The 25,412-nt window shown below is 59.4% G+C and carries 22 protein-coding genes and 1 tRNA gene; 7 read left to right on the top strand and 16 right to left on the bottom strand.

Annotation, left to right across the window (positions count from 1 at the left end):
• Positions 1-16 precede the first annotated feature (16 nt).
• Positions 17-490, bottom strand: a complete 474-nt coding sequence (locus tag BKN05_RS00115; RefSeq protein ID WP_049377231.1) for a ribose-5-phosphate isomerase — start codon at positions 488-490, stop codon at positions 17-19.
• 115 nt (positions 491-605) lie between these two features.
• Here BKN05_RS00115 and BKN05_RS00110 point away from each other — a divergent pair, with 115 nt between their 5' ends.
• Positions 606-1,010, top strand: a complete 405-nt coding sequence (locus BKN05_RS00110) for an MFS transporter (protein ID WP_239273974.1) — start codon at positions 606-608, stop codon at positions 1,008-1,010.
• On the opposite strand, the gene BKN05_RS00105 is transcribed toward BKN05_RS00110, so the two are convergent.
• Positions 1,007-1,630 carry a mycothiol-dependent nitroreductase Rv2466c family protein gene (locus tag BKN05_RS00105; protein ID WP_286687601.1) on the bottom strand — a complete coding sequence of 208 codons (624 nt, stop codon included), beginning with the start codon at positions 1,628-1,630 and terminating at the stop codon, positions 1,007-1,009. The two genes, BKN05_RS00110 and BKN05_RS00105, sit on opposite strands and share 4 nt — an antisense overlap.
• Before the next feature lie 97 nt (positions 1,631-1,727).
• Between BKN05_RS00105 and pepN the strand changes: the two genes are divergently transcribed.
• Entirely contained in the window at positions 1,728-4,244 is a 2,517-nt protein-coding gene (pepN, locus tag BKN05_RS00100) for an aminopeptidase N (protein WP_286687600.1), read from the top strand.
• Here the strand turns inward: pepN and BKN05_RS00095 are convergent.
• The 7 genes from BKN05_RS00095 to BKN05_RS00065 all read right to left on the bottom strand — a co-directional run bounded on the left by BKN05_RS00095 (position 4,241) and on the right by BKN05_RS00065 (position 12,222).
• Positions 4,241-5,020 carry a GntR family transcriptional regulator gene (locus BKN05_RS00095; RefSeq protein WP_284791457.1) on the bottom strand — a complete coding sequence of 260 codons (780 nt, stop codon included), beginning with the start codon at positions 5,018-5,020 and terminating at the stop codon, positions 4,241-4,243. The genes pepN and BKN05_RS00095 overlap by 4 nt on opposite strands.
• 75 nt (positions 5,021-5,095) lie before the next feature.
• On the bottom strand, positions 5,096-5,812 hold the full coding sequence (locus tag BKN05_RS00090) for an SDR family oxidoreductase (protein WP_049377236.1): 717 nt from the start codon (positions 5,810-5,812) through the stop codon (positions 5,096-5,098).
• Between the two features lie 65 nt (positions 5,813-5,877).
• Entirely contained in the window at positions 5,878-7,092 is a 1,215-nt protein-coding gene (locus tag BKN05_RS00085; protein ID WP_286687599.1) for an alkylhydroperoxidase domain protein, read from the bottom strand.
• A 29-nt stretch (positions 7,093-7,121) separates the two neighbouring features.
• Positions 7,122-8,744 carry a dipeptide ABC transporter ATP-binding protein gene (locus BKN05_RS00080; RefSeq protein ID WP_286687598.1) on the bottom strand — a complete coding sequence of 541 codons (1,623 nt, stop codon included), beginning with the start codon at positions 8,742-8,744 and terminating at the stop codon, positions 7,122-7,124.
• Entirely contained in the window at positions 8,744-9,556 is an 813-nt protein-coding gene (locus BKN05_RS00075; RefSeq protein WP_286687597.1) for an ABC transporter permease, read from the bottom strand. The genes BKN05_RS00080 and BKN05_RS00075 overlap by 1 nt, the downstream gene beginning before the upstream one ends.
• On the bottom strand, positions 9,553-10,563 hold the full coding sequence (locus tag BKN05_RS00070) for an ABC transporter permease (RefSeq protein WP_286687596.1): 1,011 nt from the start codon (positions 10,561-10,563) through the stop codon (positions 9,553-9,555). Before BKN05_RS00070 ends, BKN05_RS00075 begins: the two co-directional genes overlap by 4 nt.
• A gap of 3 nt (positions 10,564-10,566) precedes the next feature.
• Entirely contained in the window at positions 10,567-12,222 is a 1,656-nt protein-coding gene (locus BKN05_RS00065; protein ID WP_286687595.1) for a TIGR04028 family ABC transporter substrate-binding protein, read from the bottom strand.
• 202 nt (positions 12,223-12,424) lie between these two features.
• On the opposite strand from BKN05_RS00065, the gene BKN05_RS00060 reads away from it, so the two are divergent.
• The gene (locus BKN05_RS00060) at positions 12,425-14,293 is read left to right on the top strand and encodes an FAD/NAD(P)-binding protein (RefSeq protein WP_286687594.1); all 1,869 of its coding nucleotides are present in this window, start codon (positions 12,425-12,427) and stop codon (positions 14,291-14,293) included.
• A gap of 35 nt (positions 14,294-14,328) precedes the next feature.
• Here BKN05_RS00060 and BKN05_RS00055 read toward each other — a convergent pair whose 3' ends face one another.
• Complete coding sequence (locus BKN05_RS00055; RefSeq protein WP_286687593.1) at positions 14,329-15,486, bottom strand: cystathionine gamma-synthase; 1,158 nt, start codon at positions 15,484-15,486, stop codon at positions 14,329-14,331.
• A 142-nt stretch (positions 15,487-15,628) separates the two neighbouring features.
• Here BKN05_RS00055 and BKN05_RS00050 point away from each other — a divergent pair, with 142 nt between their 5' ends.
• The gene (locus BKN05_RS00050; protein ID WP_286687592.1) at positions 15,629-16,639 is read left to right on the top strand and encodes a mechanosensitive ion channel family protein; all 1,011 of its coding nucleotides are present in this window, start codon (positions 15,629-15,631) and stop codon (positions 16,637-16,639) included.
• On the top strand, positions 16,640-17,023 hold the full coding sequence (locus BKN05_RS00045) for a globin (protein WP_286687591.1): 384 nt from the start codon (positions 16,640-16,642) through the stop codon (positions 17,021-17,023).
• Between the two features lie 53 nt (positions 17,024-17,076).
• Here BKN05_RS00045 and ald read toward each other — a convergent pair whose 3' ends face one another.
• From ald to BKN05_RS00015, 6 genes are all read right to left on the bottom strand, one after another.
• Positions 17,077-18,168: an alanine dehydrogenase gene (gene ald, locus BKN05_RS00040; RefSeq protein ID WP_286687590.1), complete on the bottom strand. Its 1,092-nt coding sequence runs from the start codon at positions 18,166-18,168 to the stop codon at positions 17,077-17,079.
• A gap of 256 nt (positions 18,169-18,424) precedes the next feature.
• Complete coding sequence (locus BKN05_RS00035; RefSeq protein WP_286687589.1) at positions 18,425-19,063, bottom strand: DUF8185 domain-containing protein; 639 nt, start codon at positions 19,061-19,063, stop codon at positions 18,425-18,427.
• A 42-nt stretch (positions 19,064-19,105) separates the two neighbouring features.
• Complete coding sequence (locus tag BKN05_RS00030) at positions 19,106-19,519, bottom strand: acyl-CoA thioesterase (RefSeq protein WP_023027895.1); 414 nt, start codon at positions 19,517-19,519, stop codon at positions 19,106-19,108.
• Between the two features lie 28 nt (positions 19,520-19,547).
• On the bottom strand, positions 19,548-21,218 hold the full coding sequence (ettA, locus tag BKN05_RS00025) for an energy-dependent translational throttle protein EttA (protein WP_049377249.1): 1,671 nt from the start codon (positions 21,216-21,218) through the stop codon (positions 19,548-19,550).
• Positions 21,219-21,337: 119 nt separating this feature from the next.
• The gene (locus BKN05_RS00020) at positions 21,338-21,979 is read right to left on the bottom strand and encodes a single-stranded DNA-binding protein (RefSeq protein ID WP_269953627.1); all 642 of its coding nucleotides are present in this window, start codon (positions 21,977-21,979) and stop codon (positions 21,338-21,340) included.
• A 182-nt stretch (positions 21,980-22,161) separates the two neighbouring features.
• Positions 22,162-24,213, bottom strand: a complete 2,052-nt coding sequence (locus tag BKN05_RS00015) for a bifunctional copper resistance protein CopD/cytochrome c oxidase assembly protein (protein ID WP_286687588.1) — start codon at positions 24,211-24,213, stop codon at positions 22,162-22,164.
• A 66-nt stretch (positions 24,214-24,279) separates the two neighbouring features.
• On the opposite strand from BKN05_RS00015, the gene BKN05_RS00010 reads away from it, so the two are divergent.
• Together BKN05_RS00010 and BKN05_RS00005 are read left to right on the top strand one after the other, a co-directional pair.
• Positions 24,280-25,197, top strand: coding sequence for a LysR family transcriptional regulator (locus BKN05_RS00010; RefSeq protein ID WP_286687587.1), 918 nt, complete (start codon positions 24,280-24,282; stop codon positions 25,195-25,197).
• Positions 25,198-25,236: 39 nt separating this feature from the next.
• Positions 25,237-25,310: transfer RNA gene (locus tag BKN05_RS00005), tRNA-Arg, on the top strand.
• The last annotated feature ends 102 nt before the right edge of the window (positions 25,311-25,412 follow it).

Genomic DNA, 25,412 nt, shown 5'->3' with positions numbered 1-25,412 from the left:
GTTTATTCTGCGTGGCTTAGGCCTCCGGCAGCTCTGGGGCGATGCCGGTGCGCTCGTATTCCGCCAAGATGTCAATGCGACGCTGGTGGCGCTCCGCACGGGACCATTCTTGGCCCAGGAAGGCGTCCACGATTTCCAGTGCCTGCTCCTCGGTGTGCATGCGGCCACCGATGCCGATGAGCTGGGCATTGTTGTGCTCGCGGGCGAGGCGGGCGGTCTCTGCGGACCACGCCAGTGCGCAGCGGGCACCCTTGACCTTATTCGCGGCAATCTGCTCGCCGTTGCCGGAGCCGCCAAGCACGATGCCCAGGGAACCTGGGTCATTGACGGTGCGTTGTGCCGCTTCGATGCAAAAGGCCGGGTAATCATCCTCGGCATCGTAGGTATGGGCGCCGCAGTCAATGACTTCGTGGCCCTGCTTGGTGAGGTGTTCAGCGATCAGGTTCTTGGTTTCGAAACCTGCGTGGTCTGCTCCTAGATATACGCGCATGGCCCATATTCTACCGGCCCGGCGCGCCTTGAGGAGGTTTAGCGCCCACCCTATTTCGCATTACTTTTCCTGATAAGCTCGCGGCCAACCACTATCGCTATGAAGGAGGAAAGCCATGCCTATAACCAAACCAGTCCTCGCGCTCTACGGCGGGAGTCTTCTCGCCTGCATCATCCTGCTTGGCGTTCAGGTTTCCGGCGCCGGAGGCTTCCTCCTCCCGCTTATCGCGAGCATTCTTGCCACTTTGGCTCACCTAGGCCTGGGAGTGTTTTGGATTGCGCAGAGGGTGCGCGGGAATCCGCGCGCCAACGGGGGCGCAATTGCGGCCGGCATTATCGCGCTTCTTGCCGGCGCATCGTGGGCATCCTGGGGGCTTGTCGCGTGGGAGAACTTTCAGGCCGGCGTGGAACTTCCCTCTATCAATATCGCAGGTCTGCCGGCCTTCATCTTGACCCCGCTGACCATCGCACTGTGCGTCGGCGCTGCGATTCAGCTGCACCGACGTGAAAAGAGCGCTTAGTTCTCCTCCACCTGCGGCATTTCGGTGCGGGAGCGCTTGAGCTCGAAGAAGTAGGGGTACTGGGCAAGACGCAGGGAGGCGTCGAAAAGCTCGCCTGCTTCTTCCCCAGTAGGAATGCGGGTAATGACTGGGCCGAAGAACGCGGTCTCGCCCAGCTTGATAACCGGGGTGCCCACCTCATCGCCTACGGAAGAAATGCCGTTGTGATGGTACTCGCGCAGCTTCTCGTCATAGTCCTCGCTATTGGCTACCTCGGCGAACTCGGCCGGCAGGTCCACCTCTGCAAGCGCCTGAGCGATGATGTCATCATAGGCACCAAAACCGGTGCGCCCGCCATTGCCCTTGGCGTGAACCAGGGTGCCCATTGCGGTGTATAGCTCGTCTACCTTCTCAGGGCGCTCGGCCTTGACCTTGGCAAAGACGCGCGCTGGGCCCCAATTAGCCTTCATCATGTCCATGTAGGTGGAGTCTAGATCGCGGCCGTCATTAAGCACGGACAGGGACATTGGCTCGAACTCAACCTCAATGTCGCGCACCTTTTCCACTTCCTTAATCCAGCGCGAGGTGGCCCAGGCGAAGGGACAGGATACGTCGAACCAGAACTTTACTGCGTCAGCCATCAATACTCCTTGGATTGAAAAAGTTTGCCCCACCAGCCTAGGTGCGCGACTACTGTGGATGCAGAACTATTTTCGGCTTAGAAGGAGAATTTAGGTCATGACCTCAATAAACCTGACTCGCGAGGAAGCGGATCAGCGCTCCCGAATGATCGAGGTGCACCACTATGATGTCACTTTAGACCTCAAGTATTCGGATACCCACTTCCTATCCACCACGAAGGTGAGCTTTACCTCGCGAGAGATCGGCTCTACCTTCATAGATCTGCGCGCCGAGGAAGTGCACGAGGTGCGCCTCAACGGAAACCCGCTGCCCACGAATTCTTATAACCCCACCTACGGCATTCCGCTCTCCGGCCTCCAAGTGGCCGACTACACGCTAGAAGTCACCGCGAAGATCCCGTATTCCCGCACCGGCGAGGGCCTGCACCGTTTTGTCGACCCCGCCGATGAGAAGGTCTACCTTTATACCCAGTTTGAAACCGCCGATGCCAAGCGAGTCTTTGCCTGCTTTGATCAGCCCGATATGAAGGCAACCTATGCGCTGCATTTCAAGGCGCCCGAAGAGTGGACCATCATCAGCAATGGCCCGATGCGCTGGGAAGGCGATGTAGCCAGCACGGCTATTGACTATCCACTATCTACCTACCTGGTGGCCCTGTGCGCCGGCCCATACCACGAGGTCACCGATACCTGGCGCGGCGAGCTGACCGCGCACCCAGAAGGCAAGCCGGCCCAGCAGCTCGAGGTGCCACTTGGCATTTACTGCCGCTCTTCGCTCGCCCACGCGCTGGATGCCGAGCGCCTATTTACTGAGACTAAGCAGGGCTTTGATTTCTACCACCGCAATTTTGGTTTCCCCTACCCCTTTGGCAAATACGACCAGATTTTCGTGCCAGAGTTCAATGCCGGCGCGATGGAAAATGCCGGGTGCGTCACCATCCGCGATGAGTACGTCTTTGCTTCCCAGGCCACGCACTATAAGTATGAGCGCCGCGCAGACACCATCCTCCACGAACTGGCGCATATGTGGTTCGGTGACTTGGTCACCATGCAGTGGTGGGACGATCTGTGGCTCAACGAGTCCTTCGCCACTTGGTCCGCCGCCATCTCCCAGGCGGAGGAAACCGAATACGATACCGCGTGGGTGACCTTTGCCAATGTGGAAAAATCCTGGGCCTATCAGCAGGATCAGCTGCCGACCACCCACCCGATTTCCACCGATGCCAGCGATATCGAAACGGTGGAGCAAAACTTCGATGGCATCACCTATGCCAAGGGTGCTTCGGTGCTCAAGCAGCTGCAGGCTTATGTCGGCCGCGACAACTTCCTGGCCGGCGTGCGCCGCCACTTTGCCGCCCATGCGTGGGGTAATGCCACCTTTGATGATCTGTTGCGCCACCTAGAAGAGGCCTCCGGCCGCGACCTTTCCTTCTGGGCGCAGCAGTGGCTCAAGACCTCGGGCATCAATACGCTCAGCGTGGCGCTCAACGCGGATGAATCCGGCACGATTACCCATGCTTACCTCACCCAGAGCGGCGATACTTTGCGCACCCACCGCGTAGCGGTAGGCCTTTACAACTTGCGGGAAGGCCAGGTGGTGCGCACCGATCGCATCGAGATGGATATTGATGGCGCCTCCACCGAGATTCCTGAGCTCATTGGCCGCCCATTAGCCGATATCGATTTCTTGCTGCCCAATGACGATGACCTGACTTATTGCCTCATCGAGCTGGACGCGGGTTCCCTGCAGTTCCTGCTGGATAATATTGATAAGTTTGCCGATCCCATGGCCCGCACCCTGTGCTGGTCCACCGCGTGGGAAATGACCCGCGCCGGCACTATGCGCGCCCGCGATTTCATCCAGCTGGTAGCCCGCGGCATGCAGGCCGAAACCGAGCTTGCAGTCCTCGAGCGCATTGTCCTGCAGGCCTCTAGCGCGCTGAAGAACTACGCCGATCCACAGTGGGCCGCTCAGAGCACCCTGCTTGCCGACGCCCTCCTCGACGGCGCCCACAGCCCTGATGCCCAGCGCTCCATCATCTGCACCCAAGCGCTGGCGAAGATTCGCCTGCATGATAGCGCGCGCGAGTACCTGCGGGGCGTGCTCGAGTCCTCCGAGGATGCGGGGCTGCGCTGGTCCGCACTGGCGGCACTCGCCGCCGATGGCGCAATAGAGGACGTCACTGCTGCCTCGGATGCGCAACTCGAGCGCGATAATTCCGCCACCGGCTACTACTCTTCCCTGCGTGCCCGCGCAGCCGTGGCAACCGCCGAGAACAAGCGCGCGGTATGGGAAGAAATCGTGGCGGGAAATCTCACCAACCGCGAGCTCACTTCCAAGCTGGAAGGCCTGCTCTACCCGCATAGCGATGAATTCCTGCCCACCGCAGAGTTCTTCGACATCGCGGAAAAGGTGTGGTCTTCCCAGTCTTCAGAGGTGGCGCTTACCACCGTGACGGGTCTCTTCCCTTCCTGGGATATCACGCAGAAAGGCCTGGACCGCGCCGATGCCTTCTTGAAGAAGGAGCTGCCGGGTGGTCTGCGCCGTACGATTACCGAGCAGCGTGACCGCGTAGCCCGGGCGCTGCGCAACCGGCAGGTAGACGCTAGCTAGGCCGGCTTCCCAGCGCCGCTTCCCTTCTCAGGTAGGGGTCGCGGTGCGGGATCCTCGCCCAAGACCACTTCTACGTTGGCGATATCAGAGCGCAGCGACTCTTCAATATAGGCAAAGACCGCGCCCGACTTATTCTTCAGCAGCCGCACAAACCGCAGCAGCGGGTGCGACCGGCTGACGTGCAGGAGTTTCTGTTCTTCGGTGCGAGCGGTAGCGGCACTCATACTCTCGCGCTTAAAGACGGGCTTGAGGTTATAGCCAGCCAGGATTTCCATAATGGGCTCGCGCAGATCGTGCTGATTGAGATCGGGAGCCATATCTACCGGGATGGTGTAGCGAGAAAGGATGACGGGCTTGCCATCGACTGTATAGAGGCGCTTAATATCCCAGGCGAAGGTGGACTCACTAACGCCCAGAACCGCTGCCACGTGCTTGGGCACGTGGACTTTATTGACGGAGACCACGCGCACGGCGGTGTCGTGCCCGCGCTCGCGCAGCTGGGTGACAATATTGTCCTTATTGGTCAGGCTCAGTGTAGGGGGAACCGTGCGCACATAGGTGCCGCCACTGCGCCCGCGGCGGCGGTCAATGAGGCCTTCTACTTCCAAAATGTCTAAAGCATGGCGCACGGTCATGCGCGCAACATGGAATTCTCGGACCAATTCGCGTTCGGTAGGAAAACGCTGACCGGGTTCTAATTCATTGCGTTCGATCTTGTCGCGTAGGGCATCCGAGATACGGAGATAGGCGGGCCGCTTTCGGCTTTGGGAATTCACAGCCCCTGAGTGTAATGGACGCCCCTGGAAACCAACCCCATTAATGTGTGATGTCCATTACCACTACTTGCGTTCCTACTTGCGCAGATGTAGCTCGATTCGCGGCCTGACCTGGATTTCCGTCAGCTGGGTGGTGGGGCCTGCCTCTACCACGGTACGAATGGCACGAGCCACCTCAGCCGGGGCAATAACCTGGGAGGGATCATAATCCTGCAACCCCTTAAGCATAGGGGTATCGGTAGGCCCCGGAGCCACGGTGGATACGCGGATCCCCGGCTCAGAGATGCGCAGTCCATCGGCGAGTGCATACAACGCGTGCTTGGTCGCCGCGTAGATGACGTTATCGCCGTAGCTGTGGCGTCCAGCGCCAGAGTTAATAAAGACCACGGTGCCTTCCGCTTTGCGCAGCTGCGGCAGCAAGGCACGGGTCAGCTCAGCGGGAGCGTGCACGTTGAGGTCCATGTGCGCGCGCCAATTTTCCGGCGTGGCCTCCTCCACGGAGTACTTGGTAGCTCGCGCGGCAGCGTGGACGAGCACGTCCACGCGGTCTAGCTCCGGCAGCTTCATGCCTTCATCGAGGCCGGCGACGAGGTCGATGGCCACCGGAGTAATGGAGTCCGCTTCGGGCAGATCTGCCGCGCTCCGTCCCAGTGCATACACATGGTAATCACCGGCCAGGTCAGCGATGATTTCGCGGCCCATGCCGCCGGTAGCGCCGGTGACGACGGCGACCTTCTGCGGGGTTTCGCTTTCCGAGTGTGCTGGTGCGGTGGCGTTCTTTGTATCAGTCATGCCGCCCCATCATAGGGATCCTTTGCTTTCAGCGCCGCACCGGACCAGTCGCCGGCGGTAGCCGATTAACGGAAGCGCTTAGGCACGTCCGGCTGGCCCAAGGTGAGCATCAAGCGATTAGCCCAGTTGAAGAAGGAGGAAGCATAGATGAGGTCCAAGATGGATTGTTCATCGAATCCGGCTGCACGCAGGTCCGCGCATAGTGCCGCATCAAAGGCGAAGGGGGTTTCCGTCAGCGCCACGGCGGCGCGACGGATAAGGTCCCATTCCTTTGAGCCAAGGTCGGCGTCGATGCCCTCGTCCAAGAGGCGGTCTACAATTTCACGGTCGCCGCCTTCCTGGACGCACCGCGCCTGGTGCACGGAGGCACAGTACTCGCAGCCGTTGTAGCGCGATGCCACAGTAGCGGCGAGCTCGCGGTCCGCACGGGAGAGCCCGCCTTCGGTGTTATAGAAAATGTCCAGGTCAGTCAGCGTGCGCGCCTTCAAGGCCGCAGGGTCGCGGGCGAGCAAGCGGAAGTACTCGGAATCGATACGCTCTGGCTTGATGAGGGCATCGGTATGCACCGCGGTGAAATCCTCCTTCGCCAGCGCCTCTACCCAGGGCTTCCAGCCCAGGGAGTGATTGACAAAGTGATCCGGCAGCACGGTATTGGGCTGCAATGTAGTCGCGGTTACCTCCCAACCCGGATCGGCCACGCCGGCGGCGCGCTCGGCTGCGGGGTGGGATGCGGGATCCTCACCAGAAAGCACGCGCAGGCCGTGGACCACGCGTAGCTGGAAGGCCAAAAATGCCACCAGCTGGGACAGGCTGACGATATCCGTAGCAGACCATCCTGCGGCATCGAGGTGTCCGATCGCCTGCGGGGAGGCATCCTTGGGATGGAAGGCCAGAAGGTGCGCCCAATCGAAGGCTGCAGCTAGGCGCGTGCCCAGCGCGGCTTCCGCGGCGGTATCGCCGAAGATAAGGAAATCCCCCTGGTGGTACGGGCCGGTAGACACACTGCGCTGGCTCGCGGCGCGCACGGCGGCAACAAGATCCTCGTCGGCCTCATCGTCCAGCAGGTCGAAGTAGAAATCCGTCGCCTCGCTCGCCCGGTAGGTTGCAGCGGTAAAAGCCGCTACGGCATAGCGCTCCGTATAGGAGAACTCGCCTGGTTCTGCAGGCTCGAGCAAAGCGCTAAAGCTCAGTTGCGCATTGTCCTGTGCATCGTGGCGCGCACGGCGCAGCTGTTGCACCTCGGCGCTGGCATGGGAAAGTTCATTAATAATGTCGGTCATATTCTCAGTCCAACCTTTCTGGGGCGCGGTTATAGCCCCAAGTTTAAGTCTCCGGCACGATAGCGGGAGCCAGGGATGGCGTCAATGAGCTGGCGCGTGTACTCGGTTTCTGGGTGCGCAAAGACCTGCGCGGTAGGTCCAGATTCCACTTGCGTGCCGTGGGAGAGCACGGAGACGGTATCGGAAATTTGGTTGACTACCGCCAGATCGTGGGAGATGAAGATATAGGTAAGCTCCAGCTCGCGCTGCAGCTCGTCGAGCAAGCGCAGTATCTGCGCCTGCACGGTGACGTCGAGCGCGGACACGGCCTCATCAAGCACCACGAGATCGGGCTCAATGATCATGGCGCGGGCGATGGCTACGCGCTGGCGTTGGCCCCCGGAGAGCTCGCGGGGACGGCGGGAAGCCATGGAAGAATCCAACGCCACCAAATCAAGAAATTCGCGTGCTTTGGCACGCGCATCACGCTTGGAAGCGCCGGTGAAATTGCGCACCGGTTCGGCGATGGTATCGCCAATGCTCAAGCGCGGATCCAGCGAGCCAAAAGGATTTTGGTAGACCATCTGGATCGAACGGCGCAGCTCACGACGGTGCTTGCCACGGGCGGAGCTAATGTCTTCCCCGCCCAAGCGAATGCTGCCGGAGGTAGGCGTGCTCAACAAGGAAATGGCGCGGCCGGTGGTTGTCTTACCGGAGCCAGACTCCCCCACCAATGCATGGGTGGTGCCGCGGGCCACGGAAAAGTTGATGTCCTCCACCGCGGTGAAATCCCCGAAGCGTTGGCTCAGCCCCGCCACCTCGAGCAAGGTTTCGCGTTGCGCGGGCGCGGCGGCCCGCACAGGAGATGCGGCCTGGGAGGAAGTGGGGGCGGTGAGCGAGGGGGCGTCGGCAAGCAGGCGCTTAGAATAGGCATGCTGGGGGTCGGTGAGGACGCGAGCGGCTATGCCCGACTCGCGGACGGTGCCCTTTTCCATCACCACGATGTTATTGGCGCGGTCGCCCGCTACGGCCAGATCATGGGTAATGAAAAGGATGCCCATGGTGAGCTCTTCGCGCATCTCATCCAGGAGGTCCAGGATGATCTTCTGCACGGTGACATCGAGCGCGGAGGTAGGCTCATCGGCGATGATAAGCTCCGGCTCCAATGCCACGGCCGCGGCAATGAGCACGCGTTGCTTCATGCCGCCGGATAGCTCATGCGGGTACTGGTCATAGCGGCGCTGCGGATCATCAATGCCCACGCGCTCCAGAAGCTCCAGTGCACGCTTTTTCCGGGAGGCCTTATCGCCCTGCCCGTGGATGGCCATGCCCTCCTCCACCGAGGCACCGATGGTCTTGAGCGGGTTAAGCGAGTTATTGGGATCCTGCGGAATAAGTCCAATACGGCGACCGCGCAGTTCCCGCCATTGCTTTTGGGAATACTGGGTAACGTCGTGGCCGTCGAAAGTAATGGTGCCAGAAACGATCGACGCATTGTCTGGCAGCAGGCCGATGGCGGCCATGGCGGAGGTGGACTTGCCGGAACCGGACTCGCCAACGATGGCGGTCATTTCGCCAGGTTTTACTTCAAACTCAATGCCACTTACCGCTTCTACCTCACCATGGGCGGTGCGGTAGGTAATGGATAGATCACTAATGCTAAGCAGGGACATTAGGCCGCCTTTCGCAGTGTCTGGCTGAGGTGGTTGGCCGCGAGGACCACCGCGACGATGGCAAGGCCCGGGGCGATGGTCAACCAGCCGGCCGTGGCGATGTAATCGCGCGATTCAGAGATGAGCAAGCCCCATTCCGGGGTTGGGGGCGGTGCGCCATAGCCCAGGAAGCCTAGGGTGGCTAGCTGCAAAATGGCCAGGCCAAATTGCAGCGCTGCTACAGCGAAGACCGCGGTGAGTGAATTGGGAAGGATATGGCGCACGAGCACTTGGAAGGGAGAACCGCCGGAGCCGTAGGCGGCTTCGACGAAATCAGAGCCGGCAACGCTAAGCACCTGGGAGCGTGCAAGGCGTGCAAAGGTGGCCACGGAGGTGATACCTACCGCGATGGCGGCATTGAAGATGCCGTGTCCGAGCACGATGATGACGGACAGGGAGAGCAACAGGCCGGGAATGGACAGCAGCACGTCCACGATGCGCATGATGACGGCATCGACCCAGCCGCGGCGCACTCCGGCGATGATGCCCAAAATGGTGCCGACGATGAGGCCGAAGAGTACGGCCAGCAGCGCGCCAAGTAGGGATTGGCGCGCGCCATAGACCACGCGGGTATAAAGATCACGACCGACGGCATCAGTGCCGAACCAGTGCTGAAAACTGGGTTGCAATAGCGCCGTGGTGTCCCCGCCCTGGTTAGGGTCCTGGGAGGTAAATAGTTGGGGGAATAGCGCGCAGAGCACCGCTAGGCCCAGCACAATCAGCGAGAGGATGGTGCCCGGGGTGAGCTTCAGCTGTATGGATTTAAGCTTCATGCTTGGACCTTCTTCTCGTTTATTGCGGGGGTATCGGTGGTGGTGGCGGTGGGATTGTCAGATGCCGTGTCATGCTTGCGCTCGCGCAGGCGCACGTCAAGCACTGGGTAGAGCAGGTCCACAATCAGATTGATAAGGACAAAGACGGCGGCGGCAAGCACCACAATGGCCAGCAGCACCGAGGTATCGCGGTTAGCCACCGCATCCACGGTGAGCGCACCGATGCCGTGGCGGGCGAAGACCGCCTCCGTCACCACGGAGCCGCCGACGAGTTCACCAAAGGTAAGACCGGCCATGGTCAGCGCCGGCAGCAGCGCGTTGCGCAGGACGTTGCGCCACAACAACCAGGCACCGCTAGCACCCTTGGCGCGTACTACCTGCACGAAGGACATATCCATTACCTCATCGATGGAGCGCAGCAGCACCTGCGCTAGCGGTGCGGCCACGAAGATGGCCAGGGTAATTACCGGCAGGATGAGGCTTTGAGCGTCGCTCGCGCCGATGACTGGTACCCAGCCCAAGCCAAAGGAGAAAATCTGGATCAAGATGATGCCGATCCAGAAGGTGGGCAGGGAAACCATCACGGAGGGCAGGCTGCGGAAGAAACTGCGCAGCCAGGAAAATGGGCCAAAGGTGGAGACAATAGCCACGACGAAGGCCAGGACCACTCCTACAAGGAAGGCGAATACTGCCAGTGCCAGCGTGGAGGGAAGGGCATCTGCCAGCATCTCCGATACGGCGGTACCAGTGGCGACGGAAAAGCCGAAATCACCGGTGAGGAACCCGCCGAGCGCGCTGAAGTAGCGGCTCAGCAGTGGCTCATCGGCGCCATAAACCTCGCGGATAGCGGCCAGCTGCTCGGCGTTGAGCCCCAAGTTGGGGTTGTCATAACGGGTCGCGACGGCGTCACCAGGCAGTGCCGCCAAAAGAATGAAAGAAAGGGTGAAGGTTGCCCAAATGACGAGCACGGCTTGGCCAATGCGCAGGGCAATAGTTTTCAGGCTCATAGATTAGTCCTCCCCTTCCGCGGGGTTGATTTCTACCGCATAGAACGACGGGCGGCCGATGGCCTCGGTGCTAAAGCCTTCGATATATGGCTGGAAACCATAGACCTGCGGCTCTTCAAACATGGGCAGGATATAGGCCTGTTCGGACAGGTAGTCCTGCATGCGGCCGGTCATGGCGAGGCGATCCTTCTCACTGCTGAGATTGAAGTAATCCTCCACCAGTTTCTGCAGTTTCTCATCGCCAAAGCTATCGGTCTCCTCGTCATAGTTGAGGAAAGAATTGCGCCCGGTGCCATCTAGCCACGTGGCCAAGGTATCCACGTTGGCACGGCCAGTCATGGTGTGGCGTACCTGCACGGTATCTTGGTCCTTCATGGCCTTCTGCTGCGCAGAGCGGTCACCTGGGTTGAGGTTGGCCTCGATGCCGACGTTTTTAAGCATCTCCTGAGCCTTGGTGAACATCTCTTTAGAGCGCGGCTGTGGAACGGCCTCATTGAAGGTGACAGAAAGGCGCTTGCCGTCCTTTTCGCGAATGCCATCTTCGCTTGGGCGCCAGCCGGCCTCATCGAGCAGGCGCTTGGATTCTTCTGGATCGAAGGCATAGTTCGCGGACTGATCCTTATAGCCAATAGCCGTCTTGGCCAGGATCGAGGTGCCCTTGGCGTAGGAATCAGAAAAGAGGGTGTCCAGGATGTTATCGCGGTCGATGGCGTGGATAATGGCCTGGCGCACGCGCTTATCTTCCAAGAGTGGATGGCGGAAGTGGAAATGGAAGCTATTATTCACGCCACGGGTGGGGGCGGCGAAAATCTGCAGGTTTTGATCCTTCAGGTGCTTCTCATCGGGAGCTTCGATCTGGCGCGCGACATCGGACTGGCTGGCCACAAGCGAGCCCACGCGCACGGAGTCTTCGGCCGCGAGCACGATATTGATGCCCTCAATATCGGCCGGGCCCTGGTGATCCTTGCGGGCCGGGGGCGCCCAGTCATAATCCTCGCGCTTCTTGAGCACCAACTTGGTGCCCAGCTCTTCTTCCTCAATGACGAAGGGGCCCGAACCGGAAATCGCGGTGGCATTGCCCGGCGCGAAGCCGGTGTCATCCAAATCCAGGGTGGCATTAGAAAGCAGGCCCTGGTTCATCACGGAGGTGGACTGCGGGAAGCCTGGGGAAGGCTCGCTGAAGTAGAACTTTACCGTGTAGTCATCGATGACCTCGGACTTTTCATAGTTGGGCAGCTGCTCCGATGGAGTGAGCATGCGGTCTTCGTCACCTAGGGCATAAAGGTCATAGTTCTTCTTCACGTTCGCGGCATCCAGGCGGGAGCCATCAGAGTAGGTCACGCCCTTTCGAATCTTGAAGGTGAATTCGGTGTTGTCCTTATTTGCCTTGGGGATCTCCTCCGCAATCCACGGGTGCAGCTCGAGCGTATCCGGGTCCTGCCAGAGCAGGCGGTCCGTGATGTTATTGAGCACACCACCATTGGGGTAATAACCACCAGAGGGCGGATAGAGGTTATTGAACATATTGGGCTCGACATAGGTGACCATGCCATCTTCCGCGGCGTGGGAAGTAGAGGCGCACGAGGTAAGCGAGAGAGCTAGCGCGCCACTGGCTAGGACCGCAGCCACAGGCCGCAGGAGCCGAGAAAGTTGCTTCATAAAAGCTCGAGTTCCTTTAAGTCTTAAGTAGTACTCGCCCATTAGACCACACACCTTCCCTCAAATACAAGACCGTACGGTCTACTTCATTACCTGGCAAAACAATAGTTTATAAATCCACTGATAGACCTTCTGGTCTATTTTATTCTTACTGCCAGGTCCAATGATCCTGAAAGGGCCTGAATGTGGCACGATAGGAGGTATGTCTACTCCAGCAATCGCGATCGTCGGCATGGGCCCGCGCGGCATTTCCATCTTGGAACGCCTCTCCGCCCGCATGGACGATTCCAGCGACCCCATTACCGTCCACCTCATCGATGACGCCCAACATGGCGCCGGCCGCATCTGGGAAACGGACCAAACCAAAACCCTGTGTATGAACACCCGCGCCGGCGCGGTCACCCTCTTTACCGAGCCCGGCTCCACCGTGGATGCCCCTGTGCTCGAGGGCCCCATTCAGTACGAGTGGATCCAGCTGCTGCGCGGCGATGGCGAGAATAGCTCCGCCGCCAAGCGCGAGCTTTTTGAGCAGCACCCACCGGCCGCACATATTGCCCAGGACTACCGCGAGGAACTCGCGGCTACCCGCCCCGAATCCAACCCTTCGCGCGCACTGTATGGCGAGTACCTGCGCTGGGTCTATGACGTGGTCATTGCACGTCTGCCCAAGGGTATTTCCACCGTGAATCACTTCAGCCGGTTGGAGACCATCAAAGAGGACGGTCACCAAGACGTCCTCCACCTAGCCGATGGCTCCGAGGTGCGCGCCGATGCCACGGTACTGGCCTATGGCTGGATGACTCCGGAATACAACGAGCAAGAAAAGCAGTTGGCCGCTTCCGGTTTGAACTGGATCGCCCCTAATAACCCGGTAGAGCAGGACTATGCCGCTATCCCCGCCGGCGAGGACGTGCTGGTACGCGGTCTGGGCATGGGCTTTTATGACATTATGGCGCTGACCACCATCGAGCGCGGCGGCAAATTCGTGGAGGATCCTTCCGCGCGCTCCGGCCTGCGCTATGAGCCTTGCGGGCAAGAGCCTAACTTCATTATTTCCTCCGGCCGCGGCTACCCCTACCACCCCAAGTCCGAGTACGGTGAGCTGCCGCCTACCATGCCGCGCCGCCGCCTGAAGGAGGTCATTGCGGAGCTCAGTGGCGCCCAGGACATCGACTTTGATGCCCAGGTTTGGCCCGCCATCGCGCGCGATAGCTACGAGGCTTATATCACCACCTTGGAGCGCGTGCGCCCGGATTCCCTCCTGCGCCCGCGCGCAGAGATTCTCAAGGCTATCGATGCCACCGCCCCCGATGAGCTGGGCGCGGCCATTGCGCCCATGGTCGCCGAGCCATGGGACATGAACGATCTCATGTACCAGATTGCCGGGTTTACCGGGGACATCGCTGAGCTCACCGAGCACATTGCCCAGTCCATGGAAGGCGATATTCGGGAGGCCGCCGCCGGCCATGACTCCCCCATCAAGGCCGCGCTGTGGTCACTGTCGCAATCGCGCAAGCCGGCCTCTATCCTCGGCGCAGAGGGTCGCTACACCCGCGAGTCCCGCACCGGCCGCTACGGCCAGGTCATGTCCTTTGGCCAGATGATCGGCTCCGGCCCACCACTCTTCCGCGTGCGCCAGTTGCTAGCGCTTGTCGACGCCGGCCTAGCCCACTTCCTAGGCGATCACCCCACCGTGTCCATCGAGACCGATCACTTCACTTTGACCTCCGGCCCGCGCTCGGCTTCTGCGCCCACGCTTGTCGACGCCTTTATGCACCGCCCCGATATCCGCACTACCGGCGATGCCATGACGCGCTGCTTGGTGGATTCCGGCCGCGTGCGCCCCTTCCCCGATCACGGCCAACCCACCGGCTCCCCAGAGACCGATGGGGCTACCCGCCGCACCGTTCACCCGGACGGCGAGTTGGATGCACGCCTGCACATCGTGGGCATCCCCACCTATTCCCAGTGGCCGGACACCACCATTTCCCCCATGCCGGGCACGGACCCGCTCATGCTGCAGGAAACCGACAAGGCTGCCGGTTCCCTCCTTGCCGTGGTGCGCTCCTAGCCACCGCATCTGCGCTATGGGCCCAGTGCCGCGGCCTATAGCGCGTCGAGGGCCTGCTCCAAGTCTGCGAGCAGGTCATCGATGTCTTCAATGCCGATGGAGATGCGCACCAGATCCTCCGGCGGCACCAGCTCGGACCCTTCCGCGGATACGTGCGTCATATTCTTTGGATGTTCGATGAGCGATTCCACTCCGCCCAGCGACTCCGCCAGGCAGATAAGCCGCGTATTGAGGCAGATCTGCTTGGCATGCTCCGCGCTATGGAAGCGAACGGACATCATGCCGCCGAAGCCACGCATCTGCTGTGCCGCCAGTTCATGCCCCGGGTGCTCCTTGAGCCCCGGGTAGAGCACCTGTTTGACCTCGGGTCGGCCCTGCAGAAATTCTGCTACCTTTTGCGCATTGGTGCAGTGGCGGTCCATGCGCACCGACAGCGTCTTGATACCACGGGCGGTAAGGTAGGCGTCGAAAGGCGAGCCCACCGCGCCCACATTGCCCTGGAAGTAGAGCAGACGCTCGTCCACGTGGGCGTCATTAGTCACTACCGCGCCACCCAGTACATCTGAATGCCCGCCTAAGTACTTGGTGGTCGAGTGCAGCACGTGGTCGGCGCCGAGTTCCAGTGGGTTCTGCAGGTAAGGCGTGGCAAAAGTATTGTCCACCAGCACCTGCGCGTTGCCCTTAATCTTGGCCACCGCGGCAATATCGGTGATATTGAGCGCCGGATTGGTGGGCGTTTCCAGCCAGATAAGCTTGGTATTCTCTTGGACCGCGGCCGCAACTGCAGCGGTATCGCTGGTGTTCACGATGGACATTTCCACGCCCCACTCAGTGAAATCATTGAGCAGGCGGTAGGAACCACCGTAGGCATCATTGCCTAGGATGACGTGATCTCCTGGGCGCACCAGGATGCGGATCAAGGTATCGGCAGCGGCCATGCCGGAAGAAAACACGCGTGCATACTCCGCGCCTTCCAGTGCCGCTAGGGTGCGCTCCAGCGAGCGCACGGTCGGATTGGCCACACGGCCGTATTCGAATCCGCCGCGCAGCTGCGCCAAGCCGTCTTGCGCAAACGTGGTCGAGGCATAGATGGGCACGTTGATAGAGCCCATGTGCGGATCCGGGTGATAGCCGCCGTGGATGGAACGGGACGTAAAGCCTTGAGCGAGGTTCTGCGTGCTGCGTTCTGTCATAGCCACACAGTCTAGACCAAGCTGTTCATTTCCTACGGGGAGATGAGTATTTATTTTCAAAAACCTTAGCCTGGGGCCCGTCGAACTTTCAGGAGCAACCCCTACAATGGGCGTGGTTCCCATTGTCCACGACTAAGAAAGAATGATGAATACGCAATTCTTAGCCTCAGCCGCTTCCACCACGGACTCGGCCGTCGAGTCCGTGTCCAGTTTTTGGAATGACGAGAAGGTGCAAAGCTGGCTTATCGAGCGCCCGATTCGCATCGCCATCATCCTTATCCTGGCCATTATCGCCCACGGGCTCCTCCGCCGAGTTATCAACAAAGTGGCCGAAAATAGCATTAAATCCTCCGGACTAGATAAGCAGCGCCTCCGCGGGAAATTCAAGGGCCGCGCTAACCGTGCCGAGCTCAGCCAACAAGAAGAGGCCATGCGCCAAACCCGCGAGACCCGGCGCGCCTCCCGCATCAAGACACTTGCCGGCGTAGCCCGTTCTGCCGCCATCATCTTCGTCTGGGTGTGGGCCATTATCGCTATCCTGGATGAGTTAGAGGTCAACGTTGCACCGCTTATCGCCTCCGCCGGTGTCATCGGCGTTGCCCTCGGCTTTGGCGCACAGGCGCTGGTGAAGGACTTCCTTTCCGGCATCTTCATGCTCATTGAGGACCAGTACGGCATTGGTGACGTGGTTGATTTGGGCAATGGCGTCTTTGGCGACGTCGAGTCCATCTCCCTGCGCATCACCACGGTCCGCGATATCGATGGCGCCCTGTGGTACGTGCGCAATGGTGAAATTCTCCAGGTGGCCAACCACTCTGATGAGTACTCCGTTGCCCGCATCCAGATTCCGGTAGGTCTTTCTAATGACCCAGAGGTTGCTGGCGAAGTCATTGAGGACGCAGTGAAAGAAGCCGCACAGGACGATAAGGTGCGCAAGCTCATCCTCAGCACGCCACGTGTGGACGGCATGTCTGGCTTTGAGCCGGATTATGTATCCTTCCGCGTCTCGACCAAGACCTTGCCGGGCAAGCAGTGGGACGTTCAGCGTTTCCTGCAGTCCCGCGTGCTCAATGTCATGCACACTAAAGGTATTACTACCCCCTACCCTCACGGCATCGGCATTTCCGATCCCCGCAAGGAAGAAGAAGAGTAAATGGATTCTGTTTATGAGGCCATTGGCGGCATGGAAACCTTTGAGCGCCTCGTCCACGGCTTTTATTCCCAAGTCAAAGAGGACGATGTCATCGGCCCAATGTACCCCGATAATGACTGGGAAGGCGCCGAGCAGCGCCTTACCTGGTTCTTGGCACAGTATTGGGGTGGCCCGCAGCTCTTCTCTGAAAACCACGGCCACCCGCGCCTGCGCATGCGCCACGCCCCTTACCCCATCGATATCACCGCGCATGACCGGTGGTTAGAGCTTATGGGTAACTCCCTCGCCAAGATCGACGAGGAAACCATCCCGCCGGCCTACCGCGAGATGATCTGGGATCATATGCAGCGCGTAGCAGTCATGATGATCAACAAGGCACCATAACCGCACCGTCTTCCCCGCGCATGAGACAAGCCCACACTATGGGGACCCGATGCTTAGTCTTCCCAGTCAAAGGCCTTACGCACAGGCTCGGAGACCAGACGGCCACCACGAGTCATTACGCCACCTTCTAGGCCCGGGAAGCGCTTGATGGCGGCATCCAGGTTGTCATTGGCCACCGCGCGGATGTACAGCAGGGTCGCAGAAGACAACGCGCGGGTGGAGGTATTAGCCACCGCACCCGGCATATTCGCCACGCAGTAGAACAGGGTGTCATGCACCTTGAAGGTTGGTTCATCGTGAGAGGTCTTCTTGGAGTTTTCGAAGCAACCGCCCTGGTCGATGGCCACGTCCACGAGAACAGCGCCCTTCTTCATCTTCTTCACGGTCTCCTCGCGCACCAGTTTCGGCGCAGCGGAACCTGGAATGAGCACGGCACCGATGACGAGGTCGGCTTCCTGTAGCTCCTTTTCGATGGTGGCCGGATCCGAGATCAGAGTGCGCACGCCACCGGCGTACTGGTCATCGAAGCGCTGCAAGACGTGTGGATCAAGGTCCAGCACGGTGACTTCGGCGCGCAGGCCGTGGGCCATCGCAACGGCGGAGGCACCAACTTGGCCGCCGCCGATCACGACGACGCGTGCCGGCTGGGTGCCCGGAACGCCAGAGACCAGCAAACCGCGGCCGCCCTGGGTGGACAGCAGGTGGTGGGTGCCTTCGATAACGGCAAGGCGGCCAGCCACCTGGGACATTGGAGTCAGCAGCGGCAACGTACCGTGGCGGTCGGTGACCGTTTCATAGGCAATCGAGGTGGTATTGGCCTCCACCAGTGCCTCCGCCAGCGGGCGGTCCGCAGCGAGGTGAAGGTAGGTAAAGACGGTAAGGTCCGAGCGCAGGTACTTGTACTCGGACTCGAGTGGCTCCTTGACTTTGAGCAGCAGTTCCGCCTGCGACCACGTCTCTTCCGCTGAGTCCACAATTGTGGCACCGGCATCCTTGTAGGCAGAATCGGGGAAGGATGCGCCTTCACCGGCACCGGTTTCAACGAACACTTCATGGCCATCAGCAACGAGGGTTTGCGCTCCCATAGGGGTGAGAGCCACGCGGTTCTCGTTATTCATGATTTCTTTTGGTACCGCAATACGCATTACACCGTCTCCTTGTAGGTGCAGGAAATTACTTTTACATTTCTAGAGTAACGCAGCACACGTTTAGCTGGGTGTCTAATCTAAAAGTCACATAGCCGAAAAAGCACGAACCTATATAACTACCGTTATTGTCCTGCTAGACGAGGGTTTTGCGAGATAAGCACCACTCCTCACCCTCCCAAAGGTGGACCGCTTTTGGGGGTCCATGTTCTCCGAGGAGGAGGCCCTCGCCGAGTCTTGCGGTAGATGGATGGGCTTAAAACAGCGAGAGGCGGGTGGACCGATAAATGCTGCCGAAGGGGGCGTCGAGACGCACCCAGCGGCCCAGCTGAGCCACGCGCAAGTGGCGTGGCACGTCCATCGGGGCGGAAAATCCAGGAATAAGGCCCAGGTTGGTGCACGCAAAGATCATGCGCATAGGGATTTCCACCGTGGCGCCATCGCTTTCTACGGTAACGACGGTTTGATTCAAGAGGCTGGACGGCGGGCCCATGGGGCCGGAAAATTGCCGGGTCAATTGCTGACCTTTATCGGAAAGTTCGCGAACAACGGTGACCGGCAAGGTATCGACCACACTGTAGCCTGTCGCCGGCGGCAAGGCTCCCGGCCAGGATGGATCGCGGGCAGGACCCAAATCTAACGTGCCGCTAGATTCATGCTCTTTGAGCTGCTCGGCGAGCGTGGCGGCAGAAACCACAGCTCCATCGCGGGAAGCCACGCCTTGGACGCGGCGGGAGGCAACCACCTCGAAGGGGGTGGTGACAAAGACATCGACGACGTCGTCAGTCAGCTGGCGCAGCCGCACCGAAGCGCCCGCGTCCAAGCCGACTGCGCGCGTGACAAGGGCCCGAAGGCCAGGTCCACCGCTTCCAATTTCTAGAGTCTCGGTGACCATACCTTCGGGCCCTGCCTTTCTAATCTGTGCTCTGCTCCGCGGTTAATTAGCCGCGGTATTTTGCAGAATATCCTTTTCCTGTTCCGTCAGCGGACGAGGAGTCTGCTGCTGACGATCGATGACTACCTGCACGCACTCCACAGTTGCCGCGACTTCCCCTTGGTCATCCTTGACCTGCTGGGTAGTGGTAAACGAGGTGGTGCCAATCTGCGAAATGGTAGTTTCTACCTCCACCGTAGTGGTGTCCTTAAACTCCATCGGGCGCAGGAAGTCCACATCCAGGTGGCGCACGAATGCAATGAAGTCGAGGCCCTTGGAATAAATATGCTCCTTCGCAAAGGCCAAGCGCGCCTCCTGGGCGAGCTCGATGTAGTTTGCATTCATCATGTGGCCGTACATATCAAAGTCCGACCAACGGGTTTGAATACGGTACGTGTGCACGCTTGGGGTTGCCATTTTTCTCCTCAGTTAAGGCGTCAGCTTCTTAGCGGGTCAGCTTGCGGTGGGTCACGCGGGAAGGACGGGCCGCCTCTTCACCGAGTCGATCGACCTTATTCTTCTCATAATCGCCGAAGTTACCCTCAAACCAGAACCACTGGCCTTCTTCCACATTGCCCTCCCAGGCCAAGATGTGGGTACAGGTGCGGTCCAAGAACCAGCGGTCGTGGGAAATGACCACGGCGCAGCCTGGGAACTTCTCTAGCGCGTTTTCCAGCGAGCCGAGGGTTTCCACGTCCAAGTCGTTGGTCGGCTCGTCAAGGAGGATCAGGTTGCCGCCCTCCTTCAGAGTCAGCGCCAAGTTCAGGCGGTTGCGCTCACCACCGGAGAGAACCTTGGATGGCTTCTGTTGATCTGGGCCCTTGAAGCCGAAAGCGGACAGGTAAGCACGCGAAGGCATCTCGTTCTGACCCACGTGAATATAATCCAGACCGCCGGAGACGACCTCCCACACGGTTGCCTCGGGGTCGATATTCTCACGGTTCTGGTCCACGTAGGACAGCTTGACGGTATCGCCCACCTCGACAGAACCGGCATCCGGCTGCTCCAGGCCAACGATGGTCTTAAACAGGGTGGTCTTACCCACGCCATTCGGGCCGATAACGCCCACGATGCCGTTGCGCGGCAGGGTGAAGGAGAGGTCCTTAATCAAGGTGCGACCATCAAAGCCCTTCTGCAAGTCCTTGACCTCCACGACCTTATTGCCCAGGCGCGGCGGGGTAGGAATCTGGATCTCTTCGAAGTCGAGCTTCTTGTACTTCTCGGCCTCAGCAGCCATCTCTTCGTAACGCTCCAGACGAGCCTTATTCTTGGCTTGGCGAGCCTTCGCACCGGAGCGTACCCACTCCAGCTCGTCCTTCAAGCGCTTGCGCAGCTTCGCATCCTTCTTGCCGGCGACCTCCAGGCGCTCCTGCTTCTTATCCAGGTAGGTGGAGTAGTTACCCTCATACGGGTAGAGCTTGCCGCGGTCAACCTCACAAATCCAGCCCGCGACATGGTCGAGGAAGTAGCGGTCGTGGGTTACGGCCAAGACAGCACCCGGGTAATCGGCCAAGTGCTTCTCCAACCACTGCACGGACTCGGCGTCTAGGTGGTTCGTAGGCTCGTCGAGCAGCAGCAGGTCCGGCTCGGTGAGCAGGAGCTTAGCTAGCGCTACACGACGGCGCTCGCCACCAGAAAGGTTGGTCACTGGGGCGTCGGAAGGCGGGCAGCGCAAAGCTTCCATGGCCTGCTCGATCTTGGAATCAACCTCCCAAGCATCGGCGGCGTCCAACTCTTCTTGCAGCTTGCCCATCTCTTCCATGAGCTCATCGCTGTAGTTGGTGGCCATTTCCTCAGCGATCTGCTCGAAGCGCTGCTTCTTTTCAAAGATATCGCCCAAGCCCTCTTCGACGTTGCCGCGCACGGTCTTCTCGTCATTGAGCGGCGGCTCCTGCTGCAGGATGCCCACGGTGGCACCTGGATCCAGGAAAGCCTCGCCGTTGGAAGGCTGGTCCAGGCCGGCCATGATCTTCAAGATGGAGGATTTACCGGCACCGTTAGGGCCGACCACACCAATCTTGGCACCTGGGTAGAACGCCATTGTTACATCGTCAAGGATGACCTTATCGCCAATTGCCTTGCGCACGTTTTTCATCGTGTAGATGAATTCGCCCACTTTTACCCCTTTGCAAAAATTTGGGAGACGTATTTATCTACACAAACACTACATCAGAACCACCGCCCAAGTGCCTCGGGTCAGGTACACCCGAGGCGATCAAGCCGGGGAGGAAACGCTTAAGCGTTCACTGGGGCGGATTCTGCCTCGGCAGCCTCCTCTTCCACTTCGGCGTCGAAGGTATCTTCTTCCCCACCGCGTGCAGCTGCGGCTCGTTCGGCTAGGTAGCGGTCCGCTGCGGTATCGGCAGCGGTATCTCCCTGCCCCGCCTGCTGCGACGGCAGGCTGTGGTCCACGTCCGGTTCGATGGCGTTGTCCCCTAGTTCTGGGACCGCAATATTTTCCTGGTTGTACTGCGGAGCAAGCCGCTTCGTACCGATAACGTGGCGGTTTAGATCCAGGCCTACATACTGCGCCTTAATGAAAGTGCGGAAGTGATCGGTGCCCTGGTCATCGCGCCATTGTTCTGTCACTAAGGAGCCCACGATGATCAGCGGCATGCCTTTAGCCAGGGATTTGCGCACATTGATGGCGAATTGATTCCACATTTCGACGTCGATGTAGAGGTGGTCTACGTCGCGCCACTGCGGGGCTTTGGAGTTGTGTCCTTCCGGATCATTGGCGCCGGCATCGACCTGACGGTCCGGAATTCGGCGCGAGGAGGCAACGCGCAGTTTGGCCTTATAGGCCCCAGTTGACGTCTTGGTCAGGATGGGATCGCGAGTAAGGCGACCGGTCAAGGTAATTGGGTATTGGGACATGGTGCTAGAAAATCCTTTGCTGGATAGTTGGATAGGCGAGTTCGGTTTTCCTCGCTCGCTTCCACATCCTGATACCAGCGCGCAAGCCGCACCATGCCGACCACCTTTAGCCTGTGAATAACTTGTTGTGCCCGTCAACAGAACTAGGGATTTGGGGTGATTTTAAACAGGTTATCCACAGGCTAGCGCCCGCGGAAGCTCGATTCATCACCGTGGCCCATATCCTGCAGCATCGCGTTATAGCGTTCGAGTTCGGCATCATCGTCCGCATCCGCCTGCATATCGTGGCGGCGAGCTGTAGCGCGATCATCGCTGAGCCAATCCAGGAAGAGCTTGCCAAAGACGATGACCAGCGGGAATTGACCAAAGCCCCACGCGATGCCGCCGCCCACGCGTTGGTCTTGGAGCAGATCCTGATTCCAGGGCAGCTCCAAATACTGGTAGAGGTCTGCCCCCAACACGCTTTGCAGCTGCATGAGATACACACCGGCAAAGAGGTGGAATGGCATGGAAAGGAACAACACGGCCAATCGGAACGGGGTGGAGTGGCGCTTGGGCAGCGGATCCGGCCCGATGATTTCCCAGAAATAGAAGCAGCCGGAGATGATGAACATAAAGTTCATAATGAGGTGGCCGGCGTGCTCGGAGATAGCGAATTGATATAGGCCCGGGAACAAATACAGCACGTAGAGGAAAAATAGGTACTGCACGAGGTTGACGAATGGATTAGTGATAAACCCGACGATCTTGGACTGGGTGGCCGCCAGCGCATAGTCGTGCAGGCTAGGCTTTCCCTTCGGCCCCGCTTCAAAAGCCTCCATAAGTAAGGTCAGCGGCGCTCCCAGGACGAGCAGGAGCGGTACCGCCATGGACAAAATCATGTGCACCAACATGTGCATGGAATACATCGCGGGCATGTAAAGACCTAGGCCGGTAGACATTACAAGAGTCAGGCCAAGCGCACCGCACATAAACCATGCGGTGCGCCCCTTGCTCCAGGTCAGGCCACGCTTATGCACGCGGTAGACGCAGTAGCCATAGGCCGCGGCCAAGAGCAGGCCAATGGTGCCGAACATGATGTCAAAGCGGAACATGGTCCACACGTTGAGCACCGTAGGCTTTTCAAACAGCTCATAGCCCATCAAAATCTGCATCGAGTTGAGGTTAGGATCGCGCGGCGCCGGCGGCACAGTGCGGCCCAGCGTAATGGCCACGCCAATGGTGGCGGCCATGACCGCTACTTCCACGATGGCAATGCGAAGAAAAAGGCGTGGATTCTTGCCCAGCTGCGGGATGGTGAGTTCACGGTGTGCGAGGCCGAAAATGCCCAACAAAATCGTCAGCACGAACTTGGTAATCAGAATGATTCCGTACGCGGAATCCACCAGATCGGAGATATTCATGCGGATAAGCGTGTTAATCAAGCCCGAAACAGCGAGCACCACAATAGCCATAAAGGCGATACCGGAGTAGCGCTTCACCGCAAAGGCGAGATTGGGGCCGAGACGCCGACCGTGGGCGATAAGCGCCATAAGCCCGCCTACCCAGAGCATGACAAAGACCAAGTGCCACAGCAGCGAATTGGTGCCGTAATCATGGTCGCCGCCCGCCGCGGAGTGGCCTTCCATGCCAATTGGTACGACCTGCATTATGGACAAGAAAAGCAGGACTGGCTGCATGGACCAGCCGCGACCCACGAGACCGAGAATGCCCACTATTAGGGCGATGACCACGGAGATTGCCCACACAATGGTGGTGGAAATTTCCGTCAGCGCCATTTTCAAAATAGAAGGAGTGAATACCTGAGAAAAGGGCGCGCCGGTGAGGTCGGACATAATGAGCGGAATTTCCACGAGCCCCACGGCCGCCACACCAAAGGAAGCCCACGTACCGGTGCGCGCGGCGATGTGGCCGTCGACGGACAAGGGGGCATCGATAAGCGCAGCGTTGTTTCCGCGCGGAGCGATGAGGAAGGACGAGGCCAAGAAAGAGCCCACGGATAAAGCCATGAGAACCCACGCCATGCCACGAAAAAGTGGCAGGCCAAAGGTGGTTATGCGACCGGGATCCGGAATGCCCAAGGCAGCTAGGGAATCGGCTAGGAGAAACAGGGAAATAAAACCGGCAACTAGGCCGGCAATAAGCATCGCTGCGATATAAATTCCCCAGGAAGGGCGGGGCTTCCTACCCGCCGCGTTCACACTGTTAACCTGTTCATTTGCCATAGTGCGCATTGTATAGCGCGACCTAGTTTCGCACATAACACACGTTTTGTCTTTACATGTGTCATCATGGAGCTTATGGACACCCGTCAACTTCTTTATTTCCGCGCCGTTGTAGACAATGGCTCATTCACGCACGCTGCTGAATCCCTCGATATGACCCAGCCATCCCTGAGCCTTTCCATCCGGAAGCTAGAAAAAGAACTGAACACGCAGCTGCTCTCGCGCGGGCGCTCTGGCGTCTCCACCACTGAGGCTGGCGATTATGTCTACGAAACGGCCGTTAAGGTTGATGCACTACTGAGCGAAACCCAGCGCCATATCAGCGAAATCACCGGCGATAAAGCCAGCACCGTGTCGCTAGCCTCCGGCGCTATTTTGAACTGGGAATTTACCCCTGCCGCCCTCGCTGAGCTCAAGCGGATTTACCCCACCGCCAATATCTCGCTGGATGACGCCAAGCCAGCCACCGCTATCAAACACCTACTGGATGGCCAGGTGGACCTAGCGCTCTTGCCGACGTCCGATCCGAAGGCCTTCATTCGCCGCTACTCCCCCGAACTCACCGTCCACCAAGTGGCCACGTTCGACTACTCCGTCGCCCTTCCCCAGCGCCTCGCCGAGTTGGAATCCCCCGTCTCCCTCGCCGAGCTGAAAAAGGAAACTTGGCTTGTCCCACCGCGCAGCCGCGAAGTTCCTGAACTGGCCGAGTTCTATCACGACCTATGGAATAGCCGCCCGGGTCTCAAGCCGGAACAGACCCAGGAGGTCGCCAGCCTCAATAGCGCGATTCCCATGGTCTCCAGTGGCCTCGGCGTCAGCATCGTGCCCAATTGTGCGCCCGCTATACAGCCGCACGGCATTATCACCCGCCCCATTGCTGATCACCTGCCGCGCTACTACGCCATCGTGGCCTACCGCACGGATCGCGAGCTGACCGCAGCTGCCCAAGACTTGGTGGACATCCTGCGCACGCCGCAGCGCACCCTGGCTTAGGTTTCCCCGCCCTCGTGGGCTACTATGAGTGCGTTGTAAGCCCCCATAGCTCAGTGGATTAGAGCAGTGGGTTTCTACCCCATGTGTCGCGGGTTCGAATCCTGCTGGGGGCACCGTGTGAAGTCTCGAGACATCGTTCCGGTCGGTGTCTCGAGATTTTTCGTTTTTAGTTGCCCCGTTGGGGGCTGAGTTCGTTGTCTTTCTTGTTGTAGTAG

Origin of the sequence: Corynebacterium sp. S5S1, from assembly GCF_001913985.1 — a bacterium.
GTDB lineage: Bacteria > Actinomycetota > Actinomycetes > Mycobacteriales > Mycobacteriaceae > Corynebacterium > Corynebacterium marquesiae.
This window is presented reverse-complemented; position numbering and strand designations above follow the sequence as displayed.